Genomic DNA, 13,273 nt, shown 5'->3' with positions numbered 1-13,273 from the left:
TTGCCAGCGACACTGGGCCCTGCGACCGCGAGACGTTCTCCCGGGCACGCGGTCGCATTTTTCCGGTTGCCATGCAGGAAGGCGGCGGCCATCGCGGCCCGACTTGTTGCCGTCCAGCGCCGGTATCACCCGGGTTCCCGCAGCATTTCGCGGGGATGGGGCCATGACGGAATGATTGACGTACATCAAAAATTCAGCCTAATCTTGAGACAGTTAGAAGGTGCCCGTAGCAAACGATCGCGAGATCCCGCTTCGGGCATCGCGGTGGAGCATGGTCCGCAAGGCCGTTTGGCGCCCTGGCGGGACAGGCTCTTGGAGCTTCGATGGGTAAGCCGACTGTCCACGATATTGCGTCCGAAGCCGGGGTCAGCCTTGCGACCGTCGACCGGGTTCTGAACGGCCGGCCGGGCGTGCGCCAGAAGACGCAGGACCGGGTGCAGTCGGCCATCATGCGGCTCGGCTATGTCCGCGATCTTTCCGCCGCCAACCTTGCCCGCCAGCGCCAGTACCGGTTTGCCTTCGTCCTGCCGGAGGGGCCGGGACAGTTCGTCGGCCTGCTTCAGGCGGCGCTGAGGGAGGCGACGGACGTCCAGCGCGCCGACCGGATCAGCGTCAGGGTCCTGCAGGTGCCGGCCCACGATCCGCATCAGGTGGTGCGCACCCTCAACACGATCGATGCCAAGCACTATGACGGCGTCGCCATCATGGCGCAGGAAACGCCGCAGGTGCGCGATGCCGTGCACCGGCTGAAGACGGCGGGGCTTCCTGTCGTCACGCTGATTTCCGACCTGCCGAACTCGGACCGCGACCATTTCGTCGGCGTCAACAGCATCGCCGCCGGGCGGACGGCCGGCCTGCTGATGGGGCGCTTCCTGCGCGGCCTGACGGGCAAGATCCTCGTCGTGACCAGTTCGCTGCTGGCGCGTGACAGTCTTGAACGGCGTTTCGGCTTCGATTCCGTGATGGCGGAAAAATTCGGCTCGCTGGAGATCTTGCCGACGCTCGAAGCGCATGACGACGCGGAGCGGATGGCGGCGATCGTGCGCTCGTCGCTGGACGTTCATCCCGACATCGTGGGCATCTATTCGCTCGCCTCCGGCAACAAGGCGCTGATCGAATCCCTGCGGCTCACCGGCCGGTTCCAGGATTTCGTGGTGATTGCCCACGAGTTGACGTCGCAGACGCGCGACGCGCTGGAGCGGGACGAGCTTGCCGCCATCATCACGCAGGACGTCGGCCATCTGGTGCGCAGCGCCGTGCGTGTGCTTCGGGCCAAGAGCGACGGCCTCAGCGTGATCCAGTCGCAGGAGCGCATCCGCATCGAGGTGCTGCTCAAGGAAAACCTGCCGTGATGGCGCGCGCGGTGCGAGGCCGCCCGTAGCGCCAAGGATGCCAAGGCCTCGAAGAAGCGATCCGGACATCCCTCCACAGGAGCGGACCATCAATCCGGACGAAAAGGGGAGGAAAGGCATGAAGACCATCAAGGGGCCTGCGCTTTTTCTGGCGCAGTTTGCCGGAGACAAAGCTCCGTTCAATTCCTGGAAATCGATCACCCGGTGGGCGGCCGATTGCGGCTATGTCGGCGTCCAGGTGCCGAGTTGGGACGGGCGGCTCTTCGATCTGAAGCAGGCCGCCAGTTCCAAGGACTATTGCGACACGTTCAAGGGAGAGGCGGCCGAGGCCGGCGTCGCCGTCACGGAACTGTCGACCCATCTGCAGGGGCAACTCGTGGCGGTTCACCCGGCCTACGATGTCGCCTTCGACGGATTTGCCGTGCCCGAGGTTCGCGGCAATCCCGGTGCGCGCCAGGAATGGGCCGTCGAGCAGATGAAGCTCGCGCTCACGGCGAGCCGCAACCTCGGGATTTCCGCCCATGTGACCTTTTCCGGTGCCTTCGCCTGGCCCTATGTCTATCCCTGGCCGCAACGCCCAGCGGGTCTTGTCGAGGCGGCTTTTGACGAACTGGCGCGGCGCTGGCGGCCGATCCTCGATCATGCCGAGGAGATGGGCGTCGATGTCTGCTACGAGATCCATCCGGGCGAGGATCTCCACGACGGCATCAGCTTCGAGATGTTCCTGGAACGGGTCGGCGGGCATCCCCGCGCCAACATGCTCTACGATCCATCGCACTATGTGCTGCAGGCGCTCGACTATCTCGACAACATCGATATCTACCACGAGCGGATCCGCATGTTTCACGTCAAGGACGCGGAGCTCAATCCGACCGGCCGGCAGGGCGTCTACGGCGGCTACCAGTCGTGGGCGAACCGGGCCGGACGCTTCCGTTCGCCGGGCGACGGGCAGGTGGATTTCGGATCGGTCTTCTCCAAGCTCGCCCAGTATGACTTCGATGGCTGGGCGGTCGTCGAATGGGAATGCGCGCTGAAGCATCCGGAAGACGGGGCGCGCGAGGGAGCGGCGTTCGTGCGCTCGCATATCATCCGCGTCACCGAGAAGGCTTTCGACGACTTCGCCGGCAGCGGCGCGGACCACGCCGCCAATGCGAAAATGCTCGGATTTGGAGATTGACCGATGACCATCGAGGGAAAAGAGGACCGGCGCGGGCGGCGCATCCGGCTCGGCATGGTCGGCGGCGGGCGCGACGCCTTCATCGGCGGCGTGCATCGCATGGCAAGCCGTCTCGACGACCACTTCGAGCTTGTCGCCGGCTGTTTCAGTTCGACGGCGGAGAAATCGCTTGCCTCGGGCCGCGATCTCGGGCTTGCCGATGACCGCATCTATGGCGACTTCAATGCGATGGCGCGGCGCGAGGCGCGGCTCAAGGAGGGCATCGAGGCGGTGGCGATCGTCACGCCCAACCATATCCACCTTACGGCTGCCAAGCCGTTCCTGGAGCGCGGCATTCACGTCATCTGCGACAAGCCGCTGACCTCGACGCTGCCGGACGCGCGCAAGCTCGTCGGGCTCGCCGAGAAGTCCGAAGCGTTGTTCGTGCTGACGCACAACTACACCGGCTACCCGATGATCCGCCATGCGCGGGCGATGGTTGCGGCGGGCGACATCGGGACCGTGCGGCTGGTGCAGGTGGAGTATCCGCAGGACTGGCTGACCGTGGAGACCGAGGCGACCGGCCACAAGCAGGCGGAATGGCGCACCGATCCGGCGCGGTCCGGGGCTGGCGGCTCGACCGGCGACATCGGTACGCATGCCTTCAATCTCGCATCCTTCGTCAGCGGTCTGACGCTGAAGGAACTGGCGGCCGATCTCGACAGCTTCGTGCCGGGACGGCGGGTCGACGACAATGCCCATGTGCTTCTGCGCTTCGAGGGCGGCGCCAAGGGCATGCTCTGGTGCAGCCAGGTCGCGCCGGGCCACGAGAACGGCCTGCGTTTGCGGGTCTACGGCACCGCGGGCGGGCTGGAGTGGGCGCAGGAGGATCCGAACTATCTCTGGCATTCGCCCTTCGGCGAGCCGAGGCGGCGATTGACCCGGGCCGGTGTTGGCGCCGGACCGGAATCAGGCCGGATGAGCCGCATTCCCGCAGGCCATCCGGAGGGCTATCTGGAAGGCTTCGCCAACATCTATTCGGAGGCTGCTGCCGCCATTCGCGCGCGCCAAAACGGGGAGGCGACCCCGCCCGAGGTGGTGTTCCCGACCGTCCGGGATGGCCTTGCCGGCGTCGCCTTCGTCGATGCCTGTGTCCGATCCTCCAGGCGCAACGGGGCTTGGGTGACGCTGGCGATCTGAGCGCGACCTGTCTCGATCGCCCTCTTCGCGATCGCGGGGAGGGCGGTCGGCGAGGCGATGGCGGCCAGTCCGCCGGTCATGAGGCTTCGGAAGGCTCGCAAATCCGCAGGCCGAAATTAATCAATTCATTGAAATCAAATGGCAAAGTTCATTTACTTGGTGAGTCTCAATTCAAAATGAGGATCGTACCTCAAATTTTTCTTGATTTGAGGTACGATCCTCATTTAGGCTTCGATCAACCCTGGAAAAGACCGTCCGCACAAGGATGGCCGTCAGGGCGCTCATAGGGAGGGATTTTCATGACATCCACCAGATGGCTGGCGGCTGCATTCACTGTGGCATCCACTTTTGCGTCATCCGCGATGACGACCGGCGCTCGCGCCGAAGACCTGACGCTGTGCTGGGCCTCCTGGGACCCGGCCAACGCGCTCGTTGAACTCAGCAAGGATTTCGAGGCCAAGACCGGCAACACGATGCACTTCGAGTTCGTGCCGTGGCCGAATTTCGCCGACCGCATGCTCAACGAGTTGAACTCCGGCGGCCAGCTCTGCGACCTGATGATCGGCGACAGCCAGTGGATCGGCGGTGCGGCCGAAAACGGTCACTACATCAAGCTCAACGACTTCTTCGATGCCAACGGCATCAAGATGGACGACTTCATCGACGCGACCGTCGTCGGCTATTCGGAATGGCCGAAGAACAGCCCGAACTACTGGGCGCTGCCGGCTTTCGGCGACGTCGTCGGCTGGACCTACCGCAAGGACTGGTTCGAGAAGCCCGAGATCCAGGCCGCCTTTAAGGAAAAGTACGGCCGTGACCTGGCCGTGCCAAAGACCTTTGCCGAACTGAAGGACATCGCCGAGTTCTTCCAGGGCCGCGAGGTCGACGGCAAGAAGGTCTATGGGGCTTCAATCTACACCGAGCGCGGCTCCGAAGGCATCACCATGGGCGCGATGGACGTGCTCTACAGCTTCGGCTTCAAGTATGAGAACCCGGACAAGCCCTATGACATGGAGGGGTTCGTGAACTCGCCAGGCGCGGTGGCGGGCCTCGAATACTACAAGTCGCTCTATGACTGCTGCGTCGCTCCCGGCACGTCGAACACCTACATGTCCGAAGGCATCGACGCCTTCAAGTCGGGTCAGGTGGCGCTGCAGATGAACTTTGCCTTCACGTGGCCGGGCTTTGAGTCCGATGCTGACGTCGGCCATGGCAAGACGGGGTATTTCCCCAATCCTGCCGGCCCGAACGGCGAACAGTTCGCACAGTTGGGCGGGCAGGGCATCTCGGTCGTCTCCTATTCCAAGAAGAAGGACGCGGCGCTTGAGTATATCAAGTGGTTCGCCCAGCCCGACGTGCAGGCGCGCTGGTGGAAGATGGGCGGCTTCTCGTGCCTCAAGGCCGTGACGCTGTCGCCGGACTTCCCTGAAAGCCAGCCCTATGCGCAGACCTTCCTCGATTCCATGGCGATCGTGAAGGACTTCTGGGCCGAACCGTCCTACGCGATCCTGCTTCAGGCGTCTCAGAAGCGCTTCCACGACTATGTCGTGGCTGGCCAGGGCACCGCGCAGGAAGCCCTCGACGGCCTGGTCAAGGACTGGACCGAGAACTTCGAGGACGAAGGCAAGATCTGACCGATCGCAGACCGTGCCCGGGGCATTCGAGGCGGCGAGCCTCGGGCATGGTGCTGCCTGAAATCCTGCCGCGCCAAACGCAAGACCTCTTCTGATGCCAGGAAAAGACGATCCCATGTCGGATACGCCGATCGATCATATCGCGAGGGCCACGCCAGAGCCTGTCGCCCGCCGCATCCGCGGCCTGTCCGACCGGACGCTGGCGTGGATCTTCGTTGCGCCGACGATCGCCCTGCTGCTTGCGATCAACATCTTTCCGCTGGTCTGGACGATCCGGCTGAGCCTGACGAACTATCGGGCGAACCGGACCAATTCCGACATCGAGTGGGTAGGGCTGCGCAACTATGTCCGCATCCTGACCGACTCCGACATCTGGCTGTCGATGCAGGTGACGGCGCATTTCCTGATCTGGACGCTGATCTTTCAGGTTTTTCTCGGTTTCGCGCTCGCCTATCTGATCAACAAGAAATTCAAGGGCAACGATCTCTGGACGACGATCATCGTGCTGCCGATGATGCTGTCGCCGGCGGTGGTGGGCAACTTCTGGACCTTCCTCTACCAGCCGCAGATCGGCCTCTTCAATTACGTCGTCGCGTTCTTTACGGGCGTCGATCCGTCGTCCTTCTCGATGATCGGCTCGGTGGATCTCGCGCCCTGGTCCATCGTGATCGTCGACACCTGGATGTGGACGCCCTTCGTGATGCTGATCTGCCTCGCGGGTCTGCGCTCGATCCCCGACTACATCTACGAGGCCGCGGCCATCGACCGGGCGAGCCCCTGGCGTCAGTTCTGGACGATCACGGTGCCGATGGTGCTGCCCTTCCTGATGCTGGCGGTGCTGTTCCGGGGCATCGAGAATTTCAAGATGTTCGACATGGTGACGCTGCTGACCGGCGGCGGGCCCGGCTCGGTGACGGAACTCACCTCGATCAACCTCAAGCGCGAGGCCTTCGAGAAGTGGCGTACCGGCTATGCCTCCGCCTACGCGATCATCCTCTTCGTCACCGTCTTCGGCCTCGCCTCGATCTATGTGAAGGCGCTCAACAAGGTGAAGGAACGGTGATGGGCGGCGTGCACTCCAATACTGCTCTGTCGACAAGAGGCACCGTGGCTGCAGACAGAGTTCTTGCCGCCCTCACCCTGAGGAAGCCCGAAGGGCTGTCTCGATGGGCGAGCGCGGCCCCGTCCTTCGAGACGCACCGCTGGCGCGGTGCTCCTCAGGATGAGGCCGTATTGTGGGCATCTTCAAAGTGTTATCGCGCCTGTACAATGGGAGGGACGGCATGAGCAGTGTTTCGATTACCGAGCCCTCACGGCGGCAGAAATGGATCGCCGGCACGCTCGTCATCCTCTATGCGCTGATCACCATCGCGCCGCTTGCCTGGATCGTCGCGACGGGCTTCAAGTCGCCGGCCGATGCGATTGCCTATCCGCCCAAGGTGACGTTCCAGCCGACGCTCGAAGGCTACGTCAATCTCTTCACCACCCGCACCCGGATGACGCCCGAAGCGCTGGAGACGATCGGGCCGCCCGACACCTGGTACGACACAATCGTGCGCCAGTATGACATGGTGATCTCGGGGCCATCGCGATACGGCGAGCGCTTCGTCAACTCCGTCATTATCGGTTTCGGCTCGACCTTCCTTTCGATCTTCCTTGGAACGCTTGCCGCCTATGCGTTCAGCCGCTTCAAGGTGCCGATCAAGGACGACCTCCTCTTCTTCATCCTGTCGACCCGGATGATGCCGCCGATTGCGGTGGCGATCCCGATCTTCCTGATGTTCCGCACGCTCGGGCTTTCGGACACGCATCTCGGCATGATCCTGCTCTATACGGCGGTCAACCTCTCGCTCGCGGTCTGGCTGCTGAAGGGCTTCATCGACGAAATCCCGCGCGAATACGAGGAAGCCGCGCTGATCGACGGCTACACCCGCTTCCAGGCTTTCTGGAAGGTGGTGCTGCCGCAAGCCGCCACGGGCATCGCCTCGACCGCGATCTTCTGCCTGATCTTCTCGTGGAACGAATATGCCTTCGCGGTGCTGCTGACCTCCGGCGAGGCGCAGACGGCGCCGCCCTTCATCCCGACGATCATCGGCATCGGCAAGGACTGGCCGGCGGTCGCCGCCGGTACGACCCTGTTCCTCATCCCGGTGATGGTCTTCACCATCGTGCTTCGCAAGCACCTCCTGCGCGGCATCACCTTCGGAGCGGTACGCAAATGAGCGACGTGATTTCCGGTCTCCTCCGCCTTCGGCGCGGGCCGTGGGAGATGCTCGCCTCGATCATCATCGCGCTCGGCGTGGTGATGCTGATGCAGCCCTTCGCGCTCTGGGCCTACACGTGGTCCTTCATCGTCACGCTGACCGGCACCGTGATGTTCATCGTCGTCTCGCATTTTCCGGATTGAACCATGGCCGAGATCGTCATCCGTAACCTTCGCAAGGAATTCGGCGCCTTCACGGCGGTGCAGTCCTCCTCCTTCACCATCGAGGACGGCGAGTTCTTCATGCTGCTCGGCCCGTCCGGCTGCGGCAAGACGACGACGCTGCGCATGATCGCCGGACTGGAGCTGCCGACGTCGGGCGAGATCACCATCGACGGCGAGGACGTCAGCCAGCGGCCGGCCTCGCAGCGCGACATCGCCTTCGTCTTCCAGATGTTCGCCCTCTATCCGCACATGAACGTGCGCAAGAACATCAGCTATCCGCTGATCAGCCAGGGCATGCCGGGCGCCGAGGTGAAGAAGAAGGTGGCCGAAGTGGCGTCGATCCTCGGCATTACGGACATCCTCGACCGGCCGGTTGGCGGGCTTTCGGGCGGCGACCGACAGCGCGTCGCGCTCGGCCGGGCAATCGTCCGCAACCCGAAGGCCTTCATGATGGACGAGCCGCTCGGTGCGCTCGATGCCGAGTTCCGCGAGCATATGGCCGAGGAACTGCGAGCCCTGCACGACCGGATGCACGCGACCACCGTCTATGTCACCCATGACCAGCTCGAGGCGATGCAGATGGGCGACAAGATCGTCGTCATGAACCATGGCGTCATCGAGCAGTTCGGCACGCCGCAAGCGATCTACGACAAGCCGGCGACCATGTTCGTGGCCGAATTCATCGGCTCGCCGCCGATGAACTTCCTGCGCTTCAAGGGCAAGGTCGCGGACGGGGCAACGGCGGTGGAACTCGGCGGTGAGCCGATCATGGTGCCGAGGCAGCGGCAGGGGAGCGAGGGCGATCTTGTCCTCGGCGTGCGGCCCGAGCATGTGATCCTTTCCGACGAGGGGGCCTATCGCGGCGAGGTTCTGGCGACCGAATATCTCGGCACCACCCAGATCGTGACGCTGATGACGCTCAACGGCGAGCTCAAGGCGCGCGTCCCGTCCGACCAGGTCATCCATGCCGGCGAAAGGGTGGGGCTCGGTTTCAACGCCCGGACTTTGACGCTGTTCGATGCGGCGAGCGGACGGGCGCTTGTTTCCGATCTCAACGCGGAGGTGCTCGGTCATGGCTGAAGTCGTGCTTCAGGACATCTCCAAGGCCTACGGGACGACGCGGGCGAACGACCACGTCACGATGACCGTCCCGGATGGGGCCTTCGTCGTGCTGCTCGGGCCGACGGGAGCCGGCAAGACGACCTGCCTTCGGATGATCGCGGGCCTTGAACAGCCCGACAGTGGCGACATCCGCATCAACGGACGCACGGTCACAAACGACACGCCCGCCCAGCGCAATGTCGCGATGGTGTTCCAGCAATATTCGCTCTATCCGCATATGACCGTGCGGGAAAACCTTGCCTTCCCGCTGCGCTCGCCGATCCTCAGGACGCCGGAGGAACAGATCAAGCGCAAGATCGGCGAAGTGGCGGAAGTGCTGCGCATCTCGCACAAGCTCGACAACAAGGCGACGCAGCTTTCGGGCGGCGAGATGCAGCGCGTCTCGATCGGCCGGGCGCTGGTGCGCGATCCCAACATCTACCTGATGGACGAGCCGCTTTCCTCGCTCGATGCCAAGCTTCGGGCCGACCTTCGCGTCGAACTCAAGCGTGTTCAGGAAAAGCTCGGCGCGACACTGCTCTACGTCACGCACGACCAGATCGAGGCGATGACGATGGCGACCCATGTCGGCGTGCTCGACCATGGCCGTCTCGTGCAGTTCGGCTCGCCGCGCGAAATCTACGAGCGACCCGTCAGCCTCTATGTGGCAAGCCGTCTCGGTTTGCCACGGATCAACATGCTCCCGGCGGACATCTTCGCGGGGGCTCCGTCGCGCGCGCGGACGATCGGCCTTCGGCCCGAGCATATCGCGCAAGGGTCGGGCAAGGAGAGCAAGGTCGTGCGGGTGGAACATCTCGGCGACCAGACGCGTCTCCATCTCGATCTCGAAGGCCATGACATCGTGACGCTGACCGACGTCCATACCGGGCTCCGGCCCGGGGACACGGTTGCCGTCGAACCGAGGGCGCCGCTTTATTTCGACGGGGACGGCGCCCGGATCGCGTGAAGGGACGAAAGTTCAGGAAACAGACGAGTTCGGAAATTTGACCAAAAATGAGGATGTCATCCCCGGCCGAAGCGTGAAAAGCACTGACGGGAAGGGGATCCAGAAATTGGTTCGGGACCTCGCGTCCTGCTTCTGGATTCCCTTCCCTCGCCATCGCGTTGCTCGGCTCGCCGGGAATGACACCAGACGCAAACAACCAATTCGTCATCCAGTCCGTGGCGTCTATTCTTGAAGGAGACCAGTCATGAAACAATTCATCAACAACAAGGAAAGCCTGGTCACCGAAGCGATCGATGGAACGCTGCGAACTGCCGGGGACCGGCTCGCCCGCCTCGACGGCTATCCGCATATCAAAGTCGTCGTCCGCACCGACTGGGACAAGTCGAAGGTGGCGCTCGTCTCGGGCGGCGGTTCGGGTCATGAGCCGTCTCACGCCGGCTTCGTGGGGCAGGGCATGCTGACGGCGGCCGTCTGCGGCGACGTCTTCGCCTCGCCATCCGTCGACGCTGTGCTTGCCGGTATCCTCGCCGTGACGGGCAAGGCGGGCTGCCTCCTGATCGTCAAGAACTATACCGGCGACAGGCTGAACTTTGGTCTCGCGGCGGAGCGGGCGCGCGCCTTCGGGCTCAAGGTCTCAATGGTCATCGTCGACGACGACGTAGCGCTCCCGGACCTGCCGCAGGCGCGCGGCGTTGCCGGCACGCTCTTCGTTCACAAGATCGCCGGGGCGCTCGCGGACCAGGGCGCCGACCTCGACACGGTGACCGAGGCGGCCAAGCGGGTGATCTCGGGCGTCGTCTCCATCGGCATGTCGCTCGACACCTGCACGGTGCCCGGATCGCCGAAGGAAGAGCGCATCGAGCCGGGCATGGCCGAGCTTGGCCTCGGCATCCACGGCGAGGCGGGTATCGAGCAGGTGGGCTTTTCCGGCGCGCGCGCCGCGATGCAGATGGTGGTGGACCGTCTGGCGCCGCATGCGGGCGAAGGGCCTCTGGTGGCCCTCCTCAACAATCTCGGCGGGGCGACGCCGCTTGAAATGGGCGTCCTTGCCGAGGAACTGATCTCGTCGCGGATCGGCGAGCGCATCCGCTGCCTGATCGGCCCGGCGCCGCTGATGACCTCGCTCGACATGCAGGGCTTTTCCGTCTCGCTGCTGCCGGCGAGCGCCGCCGAGCTTGCCTCGCTGAAGATGGCGGTCGCGCCGCATGCCTGGCCGGGCTGCCTCGATGTCGCGCCCGTCGCCGTCCTGCCGCTGCCGGACGGGCTGACGCCGATCCAGCCGATGCCGTCGCAGAACGCGCGCAACGCGGCCTTCATCAAGCGCTGCTGCGATATCCTGATCGCGGCCGAGGCCGATCTCAACATGCTCGACGCCAAGTCCGGCGACGGCGACACGGGCTCGACGCTGGCAACGGCCTCACGGGCTCTCGTCGATGCGATCGGGCGTCTGCCGCTCGCCGATCTCACACAGCTCTACCGCGCCATCGGGCTGGAACTCAGCCAGACCATGGGCGGCTCCTCGGGCGTGCTGCTGGCGATCTTCTTCGCGGCGGCGGGCGATGCCTCGGCCTCTGGCAGCAACGCTGTCGGCGCGCTCAAGGCGGGCCTTGACCGCATCCAGCAGGTCGGCGGCGCCCAGCAAGGCGACCGGACGATGATCGACGCGCTGCTGCCGGCGCTGGAGGCCCTGCCTAACGGTCTGGAGGCGGCGGCGGAAGCCGCGCGCAAGGGCGCCGACCTCACGTCGACCATGACCAAGGCCAAGGCGGGCCGGGCGAGCTATATCGCCGAGAGCAAGCTTGCCGGCCACAACGATCCGGGCGCCGAGGCCGTCGCGCGGCTCTTCGAACAACTGGTGGCGGTGGACGCCTGAGGATGGATCAGGTTGTCCAGAGAGACTGAATCCTCTGGATAACCCGCCGTTGCCAGCTGAACCGATTGACGCCTGAGGTAACGAGGCGGAAACAGGCAGCCTGAACAGAGAATCGGTTAGGCTGCGTTGGCATGAAGGTGGACTTCTTTCGGCATGGGCTCGGGCCGGACGACGCGGCGGCAATCGCCGACGTTCTGGCGACGCCCTTCCTGACGTCGGGTGCGGTCGGCCGCAAGGTCGAGGCCCAGCTCGCGGCCTACTACGACCTGCCTCATGCGCTGCTCACCAACAGCTGGACCAACGGCGCCGTCGCCGTGCTGCTCGCGCTCGGCGTCGGGCCGGGCGACGAGGTGATCATTCCGGCGATGACCTTCATCGCGACCGCCAATGTCGTGAAGCTCGTCGGGGCGACGCCCGTCATGGCCGACGTCGATCCCGGCACGCTGCTGCTGACGGCCGAGAGCATCGCGGCGGCGATCACGCCGAGGACGCGGGCTGTCGTTCCCGTCCACCTCTACGGACAGATGTGCGACATGCGGGCGATCCGCGCGATGGTCGACCGGCACCACGCGTCCGGCGGCGGACGCATCGCGATCGTCGAGGACTGCGCCCACTGCTTCGAGGGCCGTCGTGTTGGCGAGCGGCCGGGCCGCCACAGCGACGTTGCGTGCTTCTCCTTCTATGCGACCAAGGCGATCACCTGCGGCGAGGGTGGCGGTGTCATCTGCCGCGACGACGATCTGGCGCAGGCGATCCGCGAGGCGCGGCTGCATGGCATGTCGGCGGCTGCCGCCGACCGTTTTGCCGGCGGTCATTACAATCACTGGGACCAGCCCCGGCTCGGTACCAAGGCCAATCTGCCGGACCTCCTTGCCGCGCTGCTGCCGCCGCAGATCGAGCGGATCGACAGCCTGCTGCCGGAACGCGAGCGGCAGGCGCAACGCTATCTCGACGCCTTCAAGGGGAGCGGTCTTCGTGTCCCGACCGAGGACGACGGGGTGCGGCATGCGCGGCATCTCTTCCCTGTAGGCGTGCCTGCGGGCTTCCGCGACGAGGCGATCACGCTGCTCAACGAGGCCGGTGTCGGGGTCACCGTGAACTACCGAGCGGTCGCCGAGATGACCTACTACCGGGGCCTCGGCTATCGCCCGGAGGAGACGCCCGTTGCGGCGCTCTGGGGCTCGCAGACCTTCACGCTGCCGCTCTTTCCGGGGCTCTCCGAACAGGAGCAGGACCACGTCATCGCGGCGATGGAGCGGCATATCCTGCCCCGTCTCTGACGGTTGTGCGCGGTCTTCCAAAGGCTGTCGACTTGAGACTCGGATTCTGATTCATTTTTCCGGCCCAAGACGTTGATTGCGAGTCGTTTTCCTCGGGGTGGCTCACGTGCTTGCGCTATGCCCCTCGTGGAGTTGCCGGACAATCAGAATCAGATTCAAGTTTTCGAGCCAAGTCGCTGTTCTTGAGTCGAATTTCCCGTCCCGTTGAAGTTCTGATTCCGATTCTTTTGCGAAGTCGGCAGCATAGCACCAGCCGGGCGCAATCGCGGTTTCTCGTGACTT

Annotated in this window: 11 protein-coding genes; all 11 read left to right on the top strand. The window is 64.4% G+C overall.

The window, feature by feature from the left end; all coding sequences use genetic code 11:
- The first annotated feature begins 323 nt into the window (after positions 1 to 323).
- Positions 324 to 1,352: a LacI family DNA-binding transcriptional regulator gene (locus HDIA_RS16750; protein WP_099557200.1), complete on the top strand. Its 1,029-nt coding sequence runs from the start codon at positions 324 to 326 to the stop codon at positions 1,350 to 1,352.
- Positions 1,353 to 1,470: 118 nt separating this feature from the next.
- Complete coding sequence (locus HDIA_RS16745) at positions 1,471 to 2,529, top strand: sugar phosphate isomerase/epimerase family protein (RefSeq protein ID WP_099557199.1); 1,059 nt, start codon at positions 1,471 to 1,473, stop codon at positions 2,527 to 2,529.
- Positions 2,530 to 2,532: 3 nt separating this feature from the next.
- On the top strand, positions 2,533 to 3,708 hold the full coding sequence (locus HDIA_RS16740) for a Gfo/Idh/MocA family protein (RefSeq protein WP_099557198.1): 1,176 nt from the start codon (positions 2,533 to 2,535) through the stop codon (positions 3,706 to 3,708).
- Positions 3,709 to 4,007: 299 nt separating this feature from the next.
- Positions 4,008 to 5,342, top strand: coding sequence for an ABC transporter substrate-binding protein (locus tag HDIA_RS16735; protein ID WP_099557197.1), 1,335 nt, complete (start codon positions 4,008 to 4,010; stop codon positions 5,340 to 5,342).
- 115 nt (positions 5,343 to 5,457) lie between these two features.
- Positions 5,458 to 6,405: a carbohydrate ABC transporter permease gene (locus HDIA_RS16730; RefSeq protein WP_099557196.1), complete on the top strand. Its 948-nt coding sequence runs from the start codon at positions 5,458 to 5,460 to the stop codon at positions 6,403 to 6,405.
- A 220-nt stretch (positions 6,406 to 6,625) separates the two neighbouring features.
- Positions 6,626 to 7,564, top strand: coding sequence for a carbohydrate ABC transporter permease (locus HDIA_RS16725; protein ID WP_099557195.1), 939 nt, complete (start codon positions 6,626 to 6,628; stop codon positions 7,562 to 7,564).
- Positions 7,561 to 7,749, top strand: a complete 189-nt coding sequence (locus HDIA_RS16720; RefSeq protein ID WP_099557194.1) for a hypothetical protein — start codon at positions 7,561 to 7,563, stop codon at positions 7,747 to 7,749. Before HDIA_RS16725 ends, HDIA_RS16720 begins: the two co-directional genes overlap by 4 nt.
- Positions 7,750 to 7,752: 3 nt before the next feature.
- Positions 7,753 to 8,850: an ABC transporter ATP-binding protein gene (locus HDIA_RS16715; protein WP_099557193.1), complete on the top strand. Its 1,098-nt coding sequence runs from the start codon at positions 7,753 to 7,755 to the stop codon at positions 8,848 to 8,850.
- Positions 8,843 to 9,838: an ABC transporter ATP-binding protein gene (locus tag HDIA_RS16710; RefSeq protein WP_099557192.1), complete on the top strand. Its 996-nt coding sequence runs from the start codon at positions 8,843 to 8,845 to the stop codon at positions 9,836 to 9,838. The genes HDIA_RS16715 and HDIA_RS16710 overlap by 8 nt, the downstream gene beginning before the upstream one ends.
- Before the next feature lie 244 nt (positions 9,839 to 10,082).
- A complete protein-coding gene (locus HDIA_RS16705) occupies positions 10,083 to 11,711 on the top strand; it encodes a dihydroxyacetone kinase subunit DhaK (RefSeq protein ID WP_099557191.1) in 1,629 nt (542 codons plus the stop codon).
- Between the two features lie 131 nt (positions 11,712 to 11,842).
- Entirely contained in the window at positions 11,843 to 12,991 is a 1,149-nt protein-coding gene (locus HDIA_RS16700; protein WP_099557190.1) for a DegT/DnrJ/EryC1/StrS family aminotransferase, read from the top strand.
- The last annotated feature ends 282 nt before the right edge of the window (positions 12,992 to 13,273 follow it).

This window comes from Hartmannibacter diazotrophicus, from assembly GCF_900231165.1.
In the GTDB taxonomy this organism is placed as follows: domain Bacteria; phylum Pseudomonadota; class Alphaproteobacteria; order Rhizobiales; family Pleomorphomonadaceae; genus Hartmannibacter; species Hartmannibacter diazotrophicus.
Note: the sequence above shows the minus strand (reverse complement) of the source record. Positions and strands in the feature narration are given on the sequence as shown.

Coding starts and splice junctions, on each gene's coding strand:
- HDIA_RS16720 (WP_099557194.1), top strand. CDS start 7,561: ATGAGCGACGTGATTTCCGGTCTCCTCCGCCTTCGGCGCGGGCCGTGG.
- HDIA_RS16705 (WP_099557191.1), top strand. CDS start 10,083: ATGAAACAATTCATCAACAACAAGGAAAGCCTGGTCACCGAAGCGATC.
- HDIA_RS16740 (WP_099557198.1), top strand. CDS start 2,533: ATGACCATCGAGGGAAAAGAGGACCGGCGCGGGCGGCGCATCCGGCTC.
- HDIA_RS16735 (WP_099557197.1), top strand. CDS start 4,008: ATGACATCCACCAGATGGCTGGCGGCTGCATTCACTGTGGCATCCACT.
- HDIA_RS16745 (WP_099557199.1), top strand. CDS start 1,471: ATGAAGACCATCAAGGGGCCTGCGCTTTTTCTGGCGCAGTTTGCCGGA.
- HDIA_RS16700 (WP_099557190.1), top strand. CDS start 11,843: ATGAAGGTGGACTTCTTTCGGCATGGGCTCGGGCCGGACGACGCGGCG.
- HDIA_RS16715 (WP_099557193.1), top strand. CDS start 7,753: ATGGCCGAGATCGTCATCCGTAACCTTCGCAAGGAATTCGGCGCCTTC.
- HDIA_RS16730 (WP_099557196.1), top strand. CDS start 5,458: ATGTCGGATACGCCGATCGATCATATCGCGAGGGCCACGCCAGAGCCT.
- HDIA_RS16750 (WP_099557200.1), top strand. CDS start 324: ATGGGTAAGCCGACTGTCCACGATATTGCGTCCGAAGCCGGGGTCAGC.
- HDIA_RS16725 (WP_099557195.1), top strand. CDS start 6,626: ATGAGCAGTGTTTCGATTACCGAGCCCTCACGGCGGCAGAAATGGATC.
- HDIA_RS16710 (WP_099557192.1), top strand. CDS start 8,843: ATGGCTGAAGTCGTGCTTCAGGACATCTCCAAGGCCTACGGGACGACG.